15 protein-coding genes are annotated in these 17,559 nt (G+C 53.1%); 4 read left to right on the top strand and 11 right to left on the bottom strand.

Annotated features, from left to right (window positions below; translation table 11 throughout):
* Nucleotides 1-26 precede the first annotated feature (26 nt).
* The 3 genes from ACFQO0_RS03775 to ACFQO0_RS03765 all read right to left on the bottom strand — a co-directional run bounded on the left by ACFQO0_RS03775 (nt 27) and on the right by ACFQO0_RS03765 (nt 5,433).
* Nucleotides 27-2,843, bottom strand: coding sequence for a jacalin-like lectin (locus tag ACFQO0_RS03775; RefSeq protein ID WP_382232697.1), 2,817 nt, complete (start codon nt 2,841-2,843; stop codon nt 27-29).
* A 320-nt stretch (nt 2,844-3,163) separates the two neighbouring features.
* Nucleotides 3,164-3,868, bottom strand: coding sequence for a PAS domain S-box protein (locus tag ACFQO0_RS03770; protein ID WP_382232696.1), 705 nt, complete (start codon nt 3,866-3,868; stop codon nt 3,164-3,166).
* Between the two features lie 770 nt (nt 3,869-4,638).
* Nucleotides 4,639-5,433 (bottom strand): ParB N-terminal domain-containing protein, encoded by a 795-nt coding sequence (locus ACFQO0_RS03765; protein WP_382232695.1) that lies wholly within the window; start codon nt 5,431-5,433, stop codon nt 4,639-4,641.
* Between the two features lie 310 nt (nt 5,434-5,743).
* On the opposite strand from ACFQO0_RS03765, the gene ACFQO0_RS03760 reads away from it, so the two are divergent.
* Both ACFQO0_RS03760 and ACFQO0_RS03755 read left to right on the top strand, forming a co-directional pair.
* Nucleotides 5,744-6,058, top strand: coding sequence for a hypothetical protein (locus ACFQO0_RS03760; RefSeq protein WP_382232694.1), 315 nt, complete (start codon nt 5,744-5,746; stop codon nt 6,056-6,058).
* Between the two features lie 178 nt (nt 6,059-6,236).
* Nucleotides 6,237-6,437 carry a hypothetical protein gene (locus tag ACFQO0_RS03755; RefSeq protein ID WP_382232693.1) on the top strand — a complete coding sequence of 67 codons (201 nt, stop codon included), beginning with the start codon at nt 6,237-6,239 and terminating at the stop codon, nt 6,435-6,437.
* A 65-nt stretch (nt 6,438-6,502) separates the two neighbouring features.
* On the opposite strand, the gene ACFQO0_RS03750 is transcribed toward ACFQO0_RS03755, so the two are convergent.
* The gene (locus tag ACFQO0_RS03750) at nt 6,503-6,877 is read right to left on the bottom strand and encodes a VOC family protein (RefSeq protein WP_382232692.1); all 375 of its coding nucleotides are present in this window, start codon (nt 6,875-6,877) and stop codon (nt 6,503-6,505) included.
* A 158-nt stretch (nt 6,878-7,035) separates the two neighbouring features.
* Nucleotides 7,036-7,419: a glutaredoxin family protein gene (locus ACFQO0_RS03745; RefSeq protein WP_382232691.1), complete on the bottom strand. Its 384-nt coding sequence runs from the start codon at nt 7,417-7,419 to the stop codon at nt 7,036-7,038.
* A 226-nt stretch (nt 7,420-7,645) separates the two neighbouring features.
* On the opposite strand from ACFQO0_RS03745, the gene ACFQO0_RS03740 reads away from it, so the two are divergent.
* Entirely contained in the window at nt 7,646-8,044 is a 399-nt protein-coding gene (locus tag ACFQO0_RS03740; RefSeq protein ID WP_382232690.1) for a hypothetical protein, read from the top strand.
* A 130-nt stretch (nt 8,045-8,174) separates the two neighbouring features.
* On the opposite strand, the gene ACFQO0_RS03735 is transcribed toward ACFQO0_RS03740, so the two are convergent.
* From ACFQO0_RS03735 to ACFQO0_RS03710, 6 genes are all read right to left on the bottom strand, one after another.
* Nucleotides 8,175-8,630, bottom strand: a complete 456-nt coding sequence (locus tag ACFQO0_RS03735) for a DUF2214 family protein (protein WP_382232689.1) — start codon at nt 8,628-8,630, stop codon at nt 8,175-8,177.
* A gap of 28 nt (nt 8,631-8,658) precedes the next feature.
* Nucleotides 8,659-10,695 carry an AIPR family protein gene (locus ACFQO0_RS03730; protein ID WP_382232688.1) on the bottom strand — a complete coding sequence of 679 codons (2,037 nt, stop codon included), beginning with the start codon at nt 10,693-10,695 and terminating at the stop codon, nt 8,659-8,661.
* Nucleotides 10,696-10,770: 75 nt separating this feature from the next.
* Nucleotides 10,771-12,528, bottom strand: a complete 1,758-nt coding sequence (locus ACFQO0_RS03725; RefSeq protein WP_382232687.1) for a glutamine--tRNA ligase/YqeY domain fusion protein — start codon at nt 12,526-12,528, stop codon at nt 10,771-10,773.
* A gap of 319 nt (nt 12,529-12,847) precedes the next feature.
* A complete protein-coding gene (locus ACFQO0_RS03720; RefSeq protein WP_382232686.1) occupies nt 12,848-13,567 on the bottom strand; it encodes a YoaK family protein in 720 nt (239 codons plus the stop codon).
* A 434-nt stretch (nt 13,568-14,001) separates the two neighbouring features.
* The gene (locus ACFQO0_RS03715; RefSeq protein ID WP_382232685.1) at nt 14,002-14,547 is read right to left on the bottom strand and encodes a DUF2569 domain-containing protein; all 546 of its coding nucleotides are present in this window, start codon (nt 14,545-14,547) and stop codon (nt 14,002-14,004) included.
* Between the two features lie 189 nt (nt 14,548-14,736).
* Nucleotides 14,737-16,335 carry a gamma-glutamyltransferase family protein gene (locus tag ACFQO0_RS03710; RefSeq protein ID WP_382232684.1) on the bottom strand — a complete coding sequence of 533 codons (1,599 nt, stop codon included), beginning with the start codon at nt 16,333-16,335 and terminating at the stop codon, nt 14,737-14,739.
* Nucleotides 16,336-16,711: 376 nt separating this feature from the next.
* Here ACFQO0_RS03710 and ugpQ point away from each other — a divergent pair, with 376 nt between their 5' ends.
* Complete coding sequence (gene ugpQ, locus ACFQO0_RS03705; RefSeq protein WP_382232683.1) at nt 16,712-17,482, top strand: glycerophosphodiester phosphodiesterase; 771 nt, start codon at nt 16,712-16,714, stop codon at nt 17,480-17,482.
* Nucleotides 17,483-17,559: the final 77 nt, after the last annotated feature.

The raw sequence follows: 17,559 nt of genomic DNA, 5'->3' as shown, positions 1-17,559 counted from the left end.
CATTCATGTCAAGTCTTAGTCAGGTCTTAGCGTGGTCCTGTCGACGAGAAGATCAGTTGATCGACCTCGCTGCCGGAACGTCCGGCCATGCAACCCAGCTTCTGCCCTGGGGTCACCGTGTAGGTGCCGGCCGAGCCGCCACCGCCGCCAAACGGGCCATAGCTCTGGCCCGTATTCGTCGTAAAGCCTACTGCATCCATGCTGCCGCCACTGCGATAATCAACGCGCACGATGTACTGTCCGGCCGGCAGCCCGTAGGTTTTCTGGTTCTTCAGCTTGCCATGCACGCCGCCCCACTGGCCGTTCGCATACAGGAACTGAATACCATCCAGGCGTTTGCCACTGCTGACGTTGAAAGCGACCACATGCTGGTTCTTGCATTGCGCCGCGTCGCTCCAGCCGCCACCGCCACCGCCACCTGCGCGTTTCGGGCCACTGACAGGCCCGGCAAAATTGCTGTCCGGACGTGCATTGCGACCTTCGTCTTCACCGCTGTTCATCCAGTGGTCGAATGCGGCATCGTAGTTATCAATACCGAATGCGTTTTGCAGGTCGGGATAGCGATTGAGGTAACTCGCGATACTGACATCTGCGCTGCCTTGACGGCCCAGTTCGAAGCCATCATCCAGCCAATGCTGCAATGCGCATTGCAATTTGGTAGACGGAGTCGGGCATGCCGCCTGCACATCGGTGTAACGGTTCCAGTAATAGCTGGCGCTGAATTCGGGACTGCCTTGGCGGCCTTCATTGAATCCGTTGTTTTGCCAGTGGGTCGCAAGGTCGACTTGCGCCTTCACAACATCGGGGGCGTGATCGTAGTAATAATCCCAGTCAAATACCGATGCCGCAAATTTCGGGTCAGGTCCTTTCTTGTGTTTCTTTTTCTTGCCTATTTTCTTGAAGGCGTTGCCAGCGTCATTGAAGGCTTTGTTGGCGCCATTGCTCGCTTTGCTGGCGACATTGCGTGCAGCATTTTTGGTGCTTTCGTATTGCTTGCGCGCGTCGTCGGCAGCTTTTTGTGTGGCTTTGGCAGCATCTTCAGCTGCCTTCTTCGATTCAGCTGCGGCCTTGTTCGCTGCATCTTCAGCTGCCTTTGTTGCTACCAAGGCCGCGTCAGAAATCTTTTTCAATTCCTTGTTGGCCATGTCAGCGGTGTAGCCGCTCAGGTTTTTGTATTCGCCGGCAATCTTGCGATAAGCCGCTTCCAGTTCCTTGCCGATACAACCGGTGATTTTGGATGGATCAACGTTGACGCCGCCTTGTGCATCGAATAATTGGGCGAGATCGAGCGATGGTGTGATTTCGGCCGAAGCCTTGATTTCAAACGGGTTGATACAGCTGGCATTCACCTCGATCGCCATCTTGGTATAGCCCATTGTCACGGAAATTTTTTGGCCGGCCAGATTGCCTTTGAAGGTCATGTCCTGACGGAGTACGCCGATGCGGTTTTCTGCCGACAGCTTGAATGGCACCTTGCCCAATGGGCCCAGCTTCAGAGATACATCTGCACCTGCGCCATTGTAAAAGCCGTCCATGCCGGCGCTCACGTCGGTCCAGCCCAAGGTCTGACCAAAGGCCGCGACCTGGCCGCCGCCGTGGAAGTACGGCCCGCCTGATGCCAGTGGTCCATAGATCGCGAGGTTGTAGTACTTCTTGTCTTCCGGCCATGGGTGCAATGGATCGCCAAACTTGTATTCAGGCGGCGGATTAGGATTTTTCATCTTGAACATCGACAGCGGTTTGACCATCGTCAAAAGCGGGTCCTTGAACGAACCAATACCTTTGATGAAACCGCCGCCGTATTTGGCCAGACGTGCATCTGGTGAGGCCATAGTGATCATGACGCGCGCGGCATCTTCCAGCGTGAACGAAGCAGGTGTCGCCATCTGGAATTCAAAATCGAGGAAATCCATCGCGCCGGCTGGCGTCAACGGCGTCTGGAAATGCAGCAGAATTTTCTTGTCGCCCACACCCTGGAATTGGGCATTGCCCTTGTAGCCGAAGGTGAGGCTATTGTTGATAAAGAAGGTCGCGTCCGTCAGTGTGACCGGCGGCAGCAGCATCGGCAGTCTTGAGTTGGGCGCGAACTGGAATTCGATGAAGCCCTCCGGCTTCAATGCGTCGAGGCTGGCTTTCTTCATCGTCGCACCATCGGCCGCAGCGCTCGCGATATCGGTAGCGGTACCCGCGCCGCTGGAGATGTCCATCGGAATCGGTACCACGACCGCGCCGCGCATCGTCAGTTGATCACCGCGAACGCCAAGGGCTTCCATCGTCAGTTTGATAGGGCCGCCCAAATCTGCGCGTGCCGCCATCTGTGCACCGGCGACGAAGTTGATTGAACCCACGCCGAAGTAACTGTCGTTCACAACCTTCTTCAGGTCAGGCGGCATTTTCGCGGTGGTCAAGTCGAAGTCGCTGGTGGAAATCGAGATCATCAGCGAGCGTAGCGAAGTTTGTCCCATCACGTTCTGCACCTTGCTACCGAACAGCTTGGGCATGGCAATCTTCTTGTCGACCACGATGATGAAGGTTTGCTGAACGTTATTGCTGGTGAAGAAATACAGCTGGAGTGGTCCCGACTTGGTCTGGTAGCAGCCGGTCAGGCCGCCGCCGCAAGTGGTTTTTTTCAAGTCGCCGACCATCTTTTGCAGCTCATCCTTGGCGTCCAGCGCCAGGCCGCCTAGCATTTTTTTCAGAGCGGGCTTGATATCGGGGGCGTCGCTGGCTTGTGCCGATTGATGGAGTGCCATGCTGCCGAGCAGCAAAAAGCCCGCGTGGATTAATGTTTTCTTGAGTGCGCCGGAAACCGAAAAGCGCGCTGCAGATACGGAAGAGATCATGTTCACAACCCTATTCACCTGGAAGGCTATGAGTGTAGACATTTCCAGAGGGCAATTTCATGAGCAAATCTGAGCAAATGGCGTATTGCGCATTGCACCTTACTCAATACGACTTGCCCAATATGAATGCCTCAATCAATCCGCGCGCAATTGTGTGACGCAATGCTTGTGACCGGCATGCAGGTGCTCGTATCTTGATTCGACAGCGAAGATTCAATAGCATCATTGATCATGCACGTCGCCGCGTGTTTGTGATGTTTGTTGGGTTTGTTATCCGGCCGCTCGCACAGGGCATGACCTGTGCGAGCGCATGTGCGCGCTTAGCGCAGGATCTTGGTGGCTTCGTAAAAGCGATAACCGACGCTGCGCAAGGTACTGACCGGCAGCGGGGTGCTGCACACTTCCTTGACCTTGTTTCGCAAACGACGCATTTGCGTGTCCAGGCGACGCTGATCATATTCAAGAAAGTCTTCGCCCAGTGCTTCAACGATGGCTCTGCGCGTAACGCTTTCGCCGCCCGTCATCAGCGTCAGCAAAACAATATGATCCTGGTGCGACAGTGCGATGATCGCGCCATCCGGTGCAATCAATCGCCTTGGCGACGCGGATAGTTGCCAGTAGGACGGCCCCTCAGGAAGCAGCTCGCGCGCGACCAGTTGATGATCATCGTATTTGCGCTCAGTGATGTCGCGTGCCACGCCGATTCTCAATTGATGATCCTCGGACCACGTTGCAGACCAACTGATGTAAGCCACCTTGCCATCCTTGCGGATATAGCGATTTTCAAAATAGCGTTGCAGGTAACCGGTCATTACCCGATCTATCGATTGCAAGGTTCTTCCCAGGTCGTCGGGATGCACCATATCCAGCATGCATTTGCCGACCATCTCTTCCGCGGTATAGCCAAAGATGCGCTCGCACGCTCCGGTTACCGATACGCATATACCTTGTGTGTCTACTGCAAAAATCGCATCAAGCACGAAGTCGCCGTAATCGCTTTTCGGGGTGGCGCTTTCTTTTTCCATCTAGTGCTCTCTCAACAAAATATGTCCTGCGTCGTTCGTCATGCAAGGTATTTGGTTTTAAACATCGGCTGGTGTCAAACTGCCGCCTGCGTGTGACCAGTGATGCGTCGATAGGAGCAAATATCGGGCCGACCCAAACCTTATTGATTCGTTTTGAGTCGTGGCCGCATATAGGGCAAACCACTGCATTTTACGGAATCACGCGGATGCTTGCAGCAAGCATTACAACTTGTCATGCGTAGAGTAGAAAACTTGGCGGTGAGCAGGCCATTGTGTGGCGCAATCGCGTGCCGAAAGAGTGCGCACAAGCTGGTGTTGGCGGAACTGCTTGGTTAAATTGCAATGGAGTAATCGATCGACACTGCACGTATGTTGAAGATGCAGCAACTTAATCTGGTGCAAGAAAAAGCGGAGGAAATGGCCGTAAAAATAAACGCTTGCAAATTTTGGCGAATGCAGTCATTATCTGTTCGCGGTGAGGTAACTCGCCCTCGGTTTTGCACTTTCCACTATAGGACTGGCGAAACCCTCATATCAAGCCTGCTACCTTTTGGTTGCAGGCTTTTTTGTTTGTGGGCCGCCATTTTTCGCTTTATTCCGCTCTATTCTTGAGAGTCCGGCACAGCCGCAATCAAGCAGTCTCCAAGCAAAATTCAATCAAAATTTAATCAAGATTCAATCAAGATTCAAGCAGCAATCAATGACCCCGCAAGAAATCAGCAAGCAAGCGCAATGAATTGCGAGCGCTGGTCGGCGCTCGCCATGGCTTGTTATTGCGCGGCGCGCGCCTCGCTCAGTGCAATGGTCAGGTGCTGAACTTTCTTTTTCAGTTGATCACGTTCTTCATTGAGTTCGGTAATCAGCAGATTCAATTTGTGAATCGTGATTTGATCGGGTGTCGCATCGGCCGGCGGCGGAACCGGCTCAGGCTTGGGTGGCAGTTTGGCTTCGCGCACCTGACGGGCGACCTGGCGCAATTCCTTCTTGCCGCCGGCGACCGCTTCAATCTGCTTGTCGCTAGGCAGCGACGAGATCGCCGCTGCCGCATTGATCGAGACGATGCCCGCTTTCACTGCGCTGACCAGTTCCGGTGCAGCCGTCTTTTGGATTTTTTCAATCTGGCCCAGTGTCACCGGACTCACGCGTGCTGCCTTCGCGATCACGTCACGCGTCAATGCGCGTTCTTCCATCGCTTGCGTAGTGGCTGCTGCTTCCGAAGTGTCAGGTGACGCTTGCGCGGTGCGCGCGCTCAGGATCTCTTTCTTGCGCAGCGCCAGCACGCCACGCTGAAAATCCGACACGCTGCGGCGCCCCAGATGATTGTCGATCATCCACAAGTGCACATCGTCTATCGACTTGAATGATTCGTTCTGCACCGTGTTGAAGGCGATGTCGTGCTTCTGGCAGATGCCGTAGCGATTGTGTCCATCGATCAGCAGATCGCCCCACAGCACCAGCGCGTCGCGGCAGCCTTCGGCGAGCAGGCTGCGTTCCAGCGCTGCATGTTCGTCAGGGGTCAGTGGATCGATATACGCTTGCAGTTCTTGGTTGATGGTGATGGTCATGTGTCAGGGAAGTCAGGCGAAAAATAGTAAGGCGACAGTGTACACAGTGATGTCGCATCAGATTGAATAAACACTGTTGGAAAGACGCGTCGAATCGGCCTCGTTCGCGTCATACCCCGGACGATCGAAGATTTGCTACTCGAATTGCTACGCGCATTGATGGCTTGAGCACGATTCCAATCAAAGGCAATTGCATTCATCCGCAGCGTCGCATCAAGCAACTGTATCCCCGACTGTTTATGGATGTAACAGTTGTTTAATGAACCATTTTATTCTGGCTGACTCCGACAGTATTACTTGGAGAACGCCTATGTCAGTACCGCTGATTTCTATTGTTCGAGAGCAACGCACGGAATACAAATGGTCCCTCATTTGCGGGCCGCAATTACTTCACTCCCGATTTGGGCAACAAGACGTTACCGCTTGTTTGCAAAGCGCGGGAGAGGTCACGCCTGCTGACCAACAGATGGTGGAAATAATGTATCGCCATGTTCACATGGGCACGCACCTGATTAAAGACCTTGTGTTGAACGCAGGCAGCCTGGCGAAGCACATCAGCGAAACCTATGCGACGCTCATTGCAGATAAACCGGCAAGCGTCCCTTCAGCATCCATCGCGAACTAGCCGCGCGCGTAATGCCCATCGACATTCAAAATTCTCTCCTTCATTTTCTTGTGACAAAAAAGTTGGCAATAGAAAACTGTAACTATTTTTGAGAATAAAAAATTTTTATACTCGGCGAATAGCGCTGGAAAATTGTTACGCATGATGTAAAATTTGTTAAATCAAGGAGGTGAACAACATGATGCGTATCGAATGGCGAGACAAGTGGATCAACACTTTGATCGATGCGGGTTTCAGTCCCAGTACGGCGAGAGATACTTACCAGGCCATGTATGGAAGAGATGGCCCGGACCTGAGCAAAAACGCTGCGCAAGAAGCCAAGGCCATGCTCGGAAAGTTGAATCCCACTGAGGGGTTTCACACCGCTGATCAAGAGTAGTTGTACGGCTGATAGGTCACCAGCCGTCGCAACGGGACGTTACAACTCTACCTTACGACTCGACCTCACAAACTCGAGGTCACAAATTCAATCATGACACCCGGTACCGGCGCGACAAACAATTGTCGCTCGCCGGTCGCAGGTACTTCCGACGCTTGATAGGCAATATTGCCAGCCTGCAGTTTGGCGATCAGCTGCTTCCATTCGTCGTCGCTCTCCACCCTGAATGCAATGTGATCGATGCGCGACGACACCTTGGCCGACGGATGACTGGAATTGGCCTTGATTAAATGGATGATGGCTTTGCCATCGTGATACAGCCAGTGACCGTCAAAGCGAAAAGGCGGGCGCTCGCCATCGGTCAGGCCGACGATGTCGCAGAAGAAGTGTTTGACGGCGTCGAGCTCGGGCGTGACGACGGTGGCGTGATCTAGTTTCATGCGGCTATTTTAATGCTGACGGCAGACTTTGCCGGCGATGGGTGAGGCTGGTGAGGCGAGGGCAGCATCGATTGTTTTTATCCGGCCAACTTCAGCGCATCGCCGTCCATATACAAATCGATGCAGCCCTGCAACGCTGCTGCAATCTGGATCAGCGCCTATGCGGTGACGGCAAAGCGCTGCTGCAGATAGGGAATGATTTCGCGCGAGCCGTACAGCCAGCGTTTGTTGCTGTCCGCGTCGGTGATTTGCAGGCACGGCACCTTGCTGCTGCCGCCGTGCGTCAACAGCGCCTGGCGATTCTCTGTCGAATGCTGCGCATCGCGTTGCTCCACCTCCAGCGACAGCCTGCGCATCTCTTGCCGCACCTTGATGCAAAACGGACAGGTGCGGAATTGATACAAGGCCAGTTGCCGGCATTCAGCATCGACGCGCGCCTGATCACCAGCGGCGCGCACCACGCCCTTCGGCTTGGTCATCTGCTCATATGCGAGCATAAAAGGGCCAAGAATCAGGCGTACCAGTCTAAAAAAATATTTCATGCATGCCTTCATGTGGTTCGAGTGCCGGGCTTGAGAAGGTGATTGAAAACTTCAATCAGGCAGTCGGGTTGGGGGAGAGTACCTTGCCACTTTCTAGTGGCAGGCACAATATCAGAAAGCGCATGGTAAGCCATTCGTGCCCCGCCTGTGTTTCGGTATGATGGTGGCAGCGCAAAAATATCGGCCAACCCAGTTCATATTGTCCAACGCAAAGGTGAGAAAAATCATGCGGACTCAATCTATTGCCCCCCTCATCGCCTTGCTGCTCAGCATGCCCGTCATGGCGGCGGACGAGGTGCGTAGCGTCACCGTTCAGACCAACCAGCTCGCAAGCGCACAAACCATCCAGGGCACGATCACCGGCTACCAAAGTGCAGACCACAATGTGCAAGTGGCGGCGGGACAGACGCTGACCGTCCATCTAGACACCAGCAACACTTCCAGCTATTTCAACGTCACCGCTGCCGGTGCGGATCAAGCCATGTTTATCGGCTCGACTTCCGGCAATGATTACCAAGGCGTTATGCCATCCAGCGGCGTCTACACGATACGCGTGTACATGATGCGTAACGCGGCAAGGCGCGATGAAGTCGCCAAGTACACCTTGAACATCAAGATAAAGTAAGCGCGGGCACAGCGCGGCAGGTGAACCACCAATAAAGAAAACGAGCGGCAAGAAAAAAGCACGCAACCGTCAGGCGGTCTGCGTGCTTTTTTATGGCACAGGTCAGTAGCGGCGTGGCTAGTGGCCGCTGCTAGCTACCCATATAACCTATCCCTTTTGCCATCATGGCCGCGCACAATATCATCAGCGCCAGCAAGGTCAGTTCCACATGGATGATCAGGCGGATTTTGCGTTTCTGCGCATCGCTCACTTCAGGGACCATGCCTTGCTTCAGTGACCTGCCCCATTTGATGAAGGTGACAGTCGGATGGATGGAGATCACGCCGACGATCACGAACAGAATCATCTTCGCGATGAAGGGCGCGCTGTGCAGATAGTAGTCCGCGCCTTTTTCAAAATACATCACGCGCAAACCGCCGATGATCAAAATCAGGATGGCGGATACGCCGTAGATGGCGTCGTAGATCTGGATTTTTCTTGCGGAGGCTAGTGTTAGTGGTTGCTTGAGCGTCAGCATTTCTGCCGAAAGAATCAACATAATTGCTACGAATGCGAGGTGATGAAGGAGTGCGATAAAAACATCCATAGGAGTGCCCTGTCAAAGAATTTGGTACTCAACCATATTTATCGCCGATTTTATATCTTGGATCGGCCCGCTTCTTGTCTATCGCAGTTACATAGCCATTGGAGTTCACAACGACGCCGTCGTATTGATGCTCAAGTACTCCTGCTTTAATTAGTTGATTAATTGCTTTCTGAATAAATTTTTTATCAAGATCTAATTTTCTTGAAATATCTACGTGAACGCCTGGCGGCCAAGGCTGCTTAGGAAGAGAATTACCTATAAGAATAAGCGTCTCTGGGTCTATGGGGGCTTCATTCGCAAGTTGAGTATTTCGTTCCAGCCAGCGATTTTTTGTGCCGCTAGGCATGTTCCAGCAGCCGATAACTTCTATGCCAGCAAGGTCTTCTTGCCGACAAAATATTTGACACAATTTGTCGGTGTTTGTGACGCGTATTTCATCTTCTTTAAAAGAGCGCAATTTACGTAGGCTAACGAAAACGGACTCGACAAAATCTTGCGAAATTGAATCAATTTCTGTTTCCAAAATATGTTTTTGGTTGAAGTTGAAAGTTCCATGTAGTTTCGCCATTACACATAAAGCAACTGCGCCTCTCCAATTTCCAAGTACACGATTACCTGTCGCCTTTAATTTGGGAACGGTAGCAATCATTCCATTTTCCACAGCCTTAATAACTCCAGCAAGCTTGGGCCAAAGTTCAATTGGAAATTTTTCCGAGAAAATCTCTTCGTAACTTGTAGGGTTTCTCATAAATCTAGTTTTCAATAAACCAGCTTTACTTGGTGACTTTTTAACTAATGCGACAACAGAAACTGCTAACAACAGAGGGGTAACAAACTTCTCTATCGGTTTGCCTATGTTTTTATAATGATTCTTGCGGCGCTCGTAATAGAGATCGTTTCTCTCCAAAATTTCTTCAATGTCTCTTTGAATTTTGTCTGTAGCATTTAAACCCGCCAACTCCACCAGACTTTGATTATTGGTTGCTTGAATAATCGAATCTCGTACGATGTCATCTTCCGAAATAATTACTTTAACTAAAACGCATCTCCCGTTGGCATTGGCTTCGGCTGATTTAAAGTAATTAAAAATTGACTGCGTAGTCTGCAAACCATTAACAATTTGCACATCATGTAATTGAATAGCATTACCTGCTTTTGTCCGCCCGAGAGGCATCGCGTTTGTAGCCAAGATTGTGACGCCATTATTTAACCACCAAAAATCTGGAGACTGGCTGTTGTCTAATGAGTTTGCGATATCTTGATTAACGCGATTGTCACCTAAGAAATCACGGACATTGGAATCAAAAAGATATCTTCTTAATTGACCATGTTCATCGCTGACGAAATCTGCGTAGACGTCGATGGGAACTAGCAATACATATGCATTTTGTTCCTGACTCAATTCTTTTATAAAGGGAAGTTCAAGGATTACTCTTGCTTTTCGATGAAGTGCGATTAGTTCTGTGGCCCCAAAATATTCAATGGAGACCGTCGCTGCACTGAAATAGTCATTAACGATTCTTTTAATCTGCTTTCCGCGTGCCTCAATATTTGAGCTTAATTCGGTTAAATCGCCTCTAGACGCATACGCAAAATAAAAATTTAATGAAGGTAAAGCGCTTGCCGTTGAAAGATACGCTTGGACCGCTGTTTGCCGTGCTTTGAGTAGACGTTCTGAATAATGACCTTCAAATTCGGACGGAGCCTTACTAAAGTCTAAAAGCTCTTCAATTGTAGGAAATAAAGTATTTAGCGCAACTTGTTTGAATGAATCTTTATGTTTGCAGCTAATAATCCAGATGTCTATTTCGGCGTTTTTCTTAGGCCATACTTGATTGTTTAGGTTTCGTAATAAAACTCCATTTACGAAAATATAGAAACCGTCAATCCCACCGTCATCTTTACCGTCTACCCAACCAGATTCAATTTCATCTCTTGTTAAGTCATAGCTTTTTAGAATTTGTTGAAATGAGAACATCTCAAATGCTTCTCCGCGATCCAACATATCGAGAGCCATTCGATCTTGAATAATTCCATCTAGCAGAACAGCATCATTCTTTGCCATATATTCTCCTTTTATCCATTAACTAGATTGAAAAAAATAGGCACCCTTCGGTGCCTATTTTTAGAGATGTTCGAATTACTTGCTGCCCCAACTATCCTTCAACGTCACTACCCGATTAAACACAGGCTTCCCAGCCTTGCTGTCCATGCGATCCGCCACAAAATAACCGTGACGTTCAAACTGCAGTTTCTCATCCGGCTGCACCGCTGTGACGCCCGGTTCTACAAATGCTTTGACGATTTCTTTTGAGTTCGCATTCAATGCGAGCTTGAAGTCCTTGCCGCCTGCATCGGGTTGCGGGTCGGTGAAGAGACGGTCGTATAAACGTACTTCGGCTTCGAGCGCGTGGGCGGCGCTGACCCAGTGCAGATTGCCTTTGACTTTGTAATTGGCGGAGCCTTCGGTGCCGGATTTGCTGTCGGGGAAATAGGTGCAATGGACGGCGGTGATGTTGCCGTCTGCATCCTTGTCCGCGCCCACGCATTCAACTACGTAGCCGTAACGCAGGCGTACCTTGTTGCCGGGGAAGAGGCGGAAGTAGCCTTTGCTTGGCACTTCCATAAAGTCTTCTTGTTCTATCCACAGTTCTTTGCTGATCGGGAATGTGCGGTTGCCGCGTTCCGGATGATGCGGATGGACGGGCGCGCTGCATTCGACTGTTTCGCCTTCCGGGAAATTGTCGATGATCAGTTTGAGCGGACGCAGGACGGCGATGGCGCGTGGTGCCTTCTCGTCGAGGTCATCGCGCAGTGCGCCTTCGAGCGTGCTCATGTCGATCCAGCTATCTACCTTGGCGACGCCTATGCGTTCTGCGAAGAGTTGAATTGATTCTGGCGTAAAGCCGCGGCGACGGATGCCGACGATGGTTGGCATGCGCGGATCGTCCCAACCGTCGACGATGTTTTCTTCGACCAGTTGCAGCAGCTTGCGTTTGCTGGTGATGGCGTAGGTCAGGTTGAGGCGTGCGAATTCGTATTGATGCGGCAGCGGTTTGCTGAAGAAGCCGCCTTCGGCTGTGCGTTCCAGGATCCAGTCGTAGAACGGACGGTGATCCTGGAATTCGAGCGTGCAGATCGAGTGCGTGATGTTTTCAATCGCGTCTTCCAGTGGATGCGCGTAATCGTACATCGGGTAGACGCACCATTTGTCGCCGGTGCGATGGTGATGTGCGTGACGGATGCGATAGATCGCAGGGTCGCGCATGTTCATGTTCGGTGAGGCCATGTCGATCTTGGCGCGCAGGATGTGTTCGCCATCCTTGAATTCGCCCGCCTTCATGCGACGGAACAGGTCCAGCGATTCTGCAGCAGGGCGATCGCGGAACGGCGAGTTCTTGCCCGGTTCGCCAAAGTTGCCGCGATTCTTCTGCATGTCTTCAGCGGATTGGCTATCGACGTAGGCGTGACCGGCGGTGATCAGGTATTCGGCCATTGCATACAACTGGTCGAAGTAGTCGCTGGCGAAGTACAGGTATTCCTTGTCGCCTTCCTTCCAGTCGAAGCCCAGCCATTTGACGCTGTCGATGATGGTGTCTACGTATTCCTGTTCTTCCTTGGTCGGATTGGTATCGTCGAAGCGCAGGTTGCAGCGGCCGGCGTAATCGCGCGCCAGGCCGAAGTTGAGACAGATCGATTTGGCGTGGCCGATGTGCAGGTAACCGTTAGGCTCCGGCGGGAAGCGGGTGATGACGCTAGGCAGCGGCTGGCCGTCCTTGCCTACGCGTTTGTCATGTTTGCCGGCGGCGAGATCGGCTTCGATGATGCCGCGCAGGAAATTGGAGCTGGCCGGGTTAGGCGATGCAGTGTTGTTGCCGTTTTTTGAATCGTTGCTCATGGATGCTTGTGCCTTGCTGGGTGCGCAAATTAAGAAGTAACGGGCATTTTACCGTAGCGCCCGCTGTGCTTGCGCACTATATGCGGGCTGTCTGGATATGATCCCGGATTGCACGGCGAGCGGGGTTGAAACGGGCGGCTGTGCGCGGTGACGGCGAGGTGGCGTCAGCGATGTAGGCAGCGATTAGGCAGCGATTAAGCAGCCATATAGGCAGTGCTGGAGAAGGCGCAGCAGGCGATACGGAACGGCTCAGAGCAAGGCGTCAGGAGCGCAACTGGCGGCGGAATGCATCCGCCGCCAGTTTTTGCCCCGATCTGAACTAGGCCTTGGGCACGACTTTGGGCATGTTCTGGGTCCTGTGCATTGCGCCGCGCTCGACGTACATCAGGAACATCAGAATCACGATAGGCAGCGACAGCGCGTAGAAACCGGCGAACTGATAGGCGAACGCCGCGCCGACTGCGCCAACGGCAAAGGCAATGACCGGCCACAGAAACTTGATAAAGCGCTGCTTGACCATGTTGTCGGCGGCACCGCGTACGACATCGACCGCGTCGATGACCAGTTGCGTGACGTTGCCGGTCATCATGGCGGTCGGTGCCAGGTGCGACAGCAGCAAGCGACCGCAGGCGCTGTGCGAGCCCATCGCGGTGGCACCGATGAGGCCGGCGATTTCTGCCATCAGCGTCGGCTCCGCACCAATCGGGCTGGCCTTGATGCCGGCGACCATGAAGGCGATCAGCAACAGCAGTTCGAGGATGTAGCAGTACCACAGCGCATGGAAGTTATATTTGAGCAGCGCGGCAATCATCAGGCGCGTGAACACGACGCCGAAAATGAAGGCAGGGAAGGCGAGAATTTTGAGCAGCAGCGGGCCGCCCTGAGGATGCGCCATTTCTGCGCCGATGAGTACGAAGTTGCCCGTTACGTGTGCAGTAAATAATCCAAACAGTGCAACGAAACCGAGGGTATCTACATAACCGGCGAGGAAGCCGAGACTGGTGTTTTGGATCTTGTGGCGAACTTCACTGCGTTTCATTGATTCTCCAATTTCTGATGCATGAAAATCCTGCATGACCGCGCTGCATCATCGTGCTATATGAGCTTGCTGGATGAGCGCCATGTTTGATGGACGAGGACCCGAACAAATTGCACAACGATTGCACAACATGCATAAGCAGGATTCGTGCGCACGACGCTTGCAGTTCATATAGCCGGTCACATCGCGGACCACATCGCGGGTCACATCAAAATTGATGTTCTCACAAAGCCATGACGGCGTTGTTACCAGAACGTGAATTCCGCGAAGAATTCGGGAATATTCTGATGAATGCGTTTGCGATGTCGGAGGATTGCAACGCGCCGACAACGCTTTGTCGGCGAGAGATTCATTTGATGAATGTCGCTTATGCAGTAAGCGAAATAACTGCGCGACTGCAGGCTATTCAGTTAGCGATGTGCGCCATGATCGCATCAAGGCCAGGTCGATCCCGGCCACTTGATTTCAGCATCGTTCACAAAGGTATTTTTGACGCGCTTCGATTTGAGGAAATAAGGTATCCAGATCGCGCTGGCGATCAAGGTTTTTATCAGCTCGACGTATAAGCTGCCATTTTGTTGTTGCGCTAGCGCGGGGACAAACGAGGCGAAAAATATATCGGCCATTTGCAGTATGCAGATAAGGACCAGCCAGCCTACATACAGTGTTGGAACCTGTTTTTGCTTTTTGAAAAACAGGAATGCAAGCCACAGCGTGAGAGCTAAGAGGAGGATATTAACGATGATTTCCCACGATAGCAGCAAGGCCAAAGGCGGGTTGTACATGCCCGACTTGGTGCTCAGCAGCGCGAGCCATAGCGAGGGCCTGAGGATGGGGAAAAAGTTTTGATAAAAGTCGTAGGCGATGCGCAGCGGGCTGAGCGCCATCGCCAGCGCCGGCAGCAGCAGCCAGCCGCCTATGCCGCATGGCTCGGATGGCGGGGCTTCAGATAATGCCGGGGATGCCGCGACGTCAGACATAAGAATCCTTTCATGGAAGACGGCTTCCATTAGAACCCAAAGTTTCTTCGCAGACACCCCCATAAACATGGGATATCAGTGCGGCGACATCATGTTTATTTTAGTCGCCGCTGCCGATGTTGGTGGCCAAAAAATACCCGGCGACTAGCCAACTTGCTAATGTACTTGATGCTGGATTTAATGCTGAACCTAATACCCGACGGCCTGCCCGTCGCGGCGTTGATCACTGGCAGCGATGTAGCCGTTTTCGGTTTTCCAGATGAACTGGCCGGAACCGAAATCCATATAGCTGTCGGCGATGTTCTCTATCTTGTGGCCGCGTGCGAGCAGGGCGGCGCGCACGTCCGGTGCCATCGCTTCTTCGACATCGACCGACATGCCGACGTTGACCTTCCAGCGCGGTGCATCGCAGGCTGCTTGCGGCTGCTGGTTATACGACAGCATGCGGATCAGGGTTTGCACATGGCCTTGCGGTTGCATGTTGCCGCCCATGACGCCGAAGCTCATTTGCGGCTGACCATCTTTAGTCAGGAAGCCCGGGATGATGGTGTGGAAAGGACGCTTGTTCGGTGCGACGCAGTTCGGATGCGTGGCGCTGAGGTTGAAGCTGTGGCCGCGATTCTGCAAGCTGATGCCGGTGCCGGGAACCACCACGCCGGAGCCGAAGCCCATGTAATTGGACTGGATGAAGCTGACCATCATGCCGTTTTCATCGGCGGCTGTTAAATAGATGGTGCCGCCCTTTGGCGGCGTGCCGTAGCTGAAGCGATTGGCTTGTTGCAGATCGATCATTTTTGCGCGTTCGGTCAGGTACGCATCGTCGAGCAAATCCTTGACGCTGACTTGCGTCATGTACTTTTCATCGGCGACCCATTTATAGGTGTCGGCAAAGGCGAGTTTCATCGCTTCGATTTGCAGGTGCTGCGCTTCGACCGAATCGGCCGGGAAGCGCGCGACGTCGAGCTTGTCGAGGATGCCGAGCGCGATCAATGCGGCGATGCCCTGGCCGTTAGGCGGGATCTCATGCACGGTGTGGCCGGCGTAATTTTTCTGGATAGGCGTGACCCATTCTGGTTTGAAGCCGGCGAGGTCAGCCAAGGTCATTGCGCCACCATGTTCTTTCGCATAGTTGACGATGGCGTGGGCCAGTTCGCCGCGATAGAAGGCTTCGCCCTTGGTTTCTGCAATTTTGCGCAGGGATTCTGCAGCATCGGCGAAGACGAAGTTTTCACCGACGTGCGGGGCGCGGCCGTGCGGCATGAAAGCTTGCGCGAAGCCAGGTTGATTTTGCAAGATCGGGATCGCGTTGCCCCATTTCTTTTGCACCACCGGCGACACCATGTGACCGCGTGCAGCCAGCTCGATCGCCGGTTCCAGTAGATCGGCGAAAGGCAGTTTGCCGAATTTATCCGACAGCGCGACCCAGCTCGCAATCGCACCGGGAACGGTGACCGTATCCCAGCCGCGTTCGGGGAATACACCATTGTGTTTTTGCTTGAAGTAATCGACGTTCCATGCGGCAGGTGAGGTGCCGGAGCCGTTCAAGCCGTGCAACTGATTGCCGTCCCACACCAGCGCAAAGGCATCGCTGCCGAGACCGCACGATACCGGCTCCACGATGGTCAGCGCCGCTGCTGCTGCGATGGCGGCATCAACGGCATTGCCGCCCTTGAGCAGCATGCGCAGGCCGGCTTGTGCCGCCAGCGGTTGCGAGGTCGCGACAGTATTGCGCGCGAACAAGGGTTGGCGTATCGATGGGTAGGGATTGTTCCAGTCAAATGACGGCATGGTGTGGTCCTGATCTGTGATGGGTAAAGTGAATTGGCTCACGGCGTCGTACTGGCGGCTCTCTATTTGCGGCGGAGTATCAAGTCGGCCATGAATTTAAGTCAGCATGTTTAAGTCAGCATGTATTAACTATCAGGAAGCTTACGGCAACCTGAATGAATTTAATCGGCTTGCGCGTGTCTGTCATGTATGCGGATGATGGATATTGTCATTGATATGCGTGATATGGGTAATGTGCAGCGCCATCATTCAACACCGGCAACACAGGCAGACGCAACAGGTAACACGAGGTACGGCTGCGCAAGACTTGCACATTCTATAGCGAGTCGCGCACGCTGTTATAAACTGAAGACAGACTTGATGACGGGAACGATGTATGTGGCCTTATCCAAAAATTGTGGCGCATCGCGGTGGCGGTGTGCTGGCACCGGAAAACACGATTGCGGCGATGCGCTGCGGACTCAATCATGGCTTCCATGCGGTTGAATTCGACGTGATGCTGGCAAAGGATGGCGTGCCGGTGGTGATGCACGATCCGAACTTTGGCCGCACGATTGCGGGCGAGGGCTGTGTCGCCGACTTTACGGCGCAGGAGCTGGCGGCGCGCGATGCGGGCGCGTGGTTTGGCGAAGAATTCATAGGCGAGCCGGTGCCGACCTTCGAGCAGGTTGCCGCTTTTTGCATGCACAACGCGATCTGGATGGATATCGAGATCAAGCCTGTCCCCGGCTTCGAGGACCAGACCGGCTGGGTGGTGGCGCAGACGACGCGGCGCTTGTTTGAATCGGTGCTGGACAGGTCATCCGCGACCTTGCCGCTACTATCTTCGTTTTCGTTTGAGGCTTTGCAGGCGGCGCAACTGGCGGCGCCGGATATTCCACGCGGGTTTTTGGTCGATGAAATTCCGCCCGATTGGCACGAGCGCTTGCTGGCGCTGGGTGCGATCGCCTTGATGACCAGCCACAAGAACCTGACGCCGCTGCTGGCACGCGCGGTGAAGGATGCCGGTTTCGGGCTGTTTTGCTATACCGTCAACCACGCGGCACGCGCGACGGAAATCCTGTCTTGGGGCGTGGATGGCTTTTGCACCGATCGCATTGATGTGATCGGCCCCAACTTCAGCGGCGCAGCGACGGTGCTGCGCTGAAACCCGCTTGCCCGGTTTGAATCCATCTGAAAATTGGCGCAGCGGGTCATATTTGCCTGCTCTTTTGCTCCGGCCCT

Source organism: Herminiimonas aquatilis (assembly GCF_042665175.1).
GTDB lineage: Bacteria > Pseudomonadota > Gammaproteobacteria > Burkholderiales > Burkholderiaceae_D > Oxalicibacterium > Oxalicibacterium aquatilis.
The sequence above is the reverse complement of the archived record's forward strand: the minus strand, read 5'-3'. Positions and strand labels throughout refer to the sequence as shown.

Excerpts from the sequence above, each read along its gene's own strand:
- ACFQO0_RS03745 (WP_382232691.1), bottom strand. The coding sequence starts at position 7,419 with ATGAAATATTTTTTTAGACTGGTACGCCTGATTCTTGGCCCTTTTATG.
- ACFQO0_RS03765 (WP_382232695.1), bottom strand. The coding sequence starts at position 5,433 with ATGACCATCACCATCAACCAAGAACTGCAAGCGTATATCGATCCACTG.
- ACFQO0_RS03750 (WP_382232692.1), bottom strand. The coding sequence starts at position 6,877 with ATGAAACTAGATCACGCCACCGTCGTCACGCCCGAGCTCGACGCCGTC.
- ACFQO0_RS03755 (WP_382232693.1), top strand. The coding sequence starts at position 6,237 with ATGATGCGTATCGAATGGCGAGACAAGTGGATCAACACTTTGATCGAT.
- ACFQO0_RS03720 (WP_382232686.1), bottom strand. The coding sequence starts at position 13,567 with ATGAAACGCAGTGAAGTTCGCCACAAGATCCAAAACACCAGTCTCGGC.
- ACFQO0_RS03710 (WP_382232684.1), bottom strand. The coding sequence starts at position 16,335 with ATGCCGTCATTTGACTGGAACAATCCCTACCCATCGATACGCCAACCC.
- ACFQO0_RS03760 (WP_382232694.1), top strand. The coding sequence starts at position 5,744 with ATGTCAGTACCGCTGATTTCTATTGTTCGAGAGCAACGCACGGAATAC.
- ACFQO0_RS03735 (WP_382232689.1), bottom strand. The coding sequence starts at position 8,630 with ATGGATGTTTTTATCGCACTCCTTCATCACCTCGCATTCGTAGCAATT.
- ACFQO0_RS03770 (WP_382232696.1), bottom strand. The coding sequence starts at position 3,868 with ATGGAAAAAGAAAGCGCCACCCCGAAAAGCGATTACGGCGACTTCGTG.
- ACFQO0_RS03740 (WP_382232690.1), top strand. The coding sequence starts at position 7,646 with ATGCGGACTCAATCTATTGCCCCCCTCATCGCCTTGCTGCTCAGCATG.
- ACFQO0_RS03725 (WP_382232687.1), bottom strand. The coding sequence starts at position 12,528 with ATGAGCAACGATTCAAAAAACGGCAACAACACTGCATCGCCTAACCCG.
- ugpQ (WP_382232683.1), top strand. The coding sequence starts at position 16,712 with ATGTGGCCTTATCCAAAAATTGTGGCGCATCGCGGTGGCGGTGTGCTG.
- ACFQO0_RS03730 (WP_382232688.1), bottom strand. The coding sequence starts at position 10,695 with ATGGCAAAGAATGATGCTGTTCTGCTAGATGGAATTATTCAAGATCGA.
- ACFQO0_RS03715 (WP_382232685.1), bottom strand. The coding sequence starts at position 14,547 with ATGTCTGACGTCGCGGCATCCCCGGCATTATCTGAAGCCCCGCCATCC.
- ACFQO0_RS03775 (WP_382232697.1), bottom strand. The coding sequence starts at position 2,843 with ATGATCTCTTCCGTATCTGCAGCGCGCTTTTCGGTTTCCGGCGCACTC.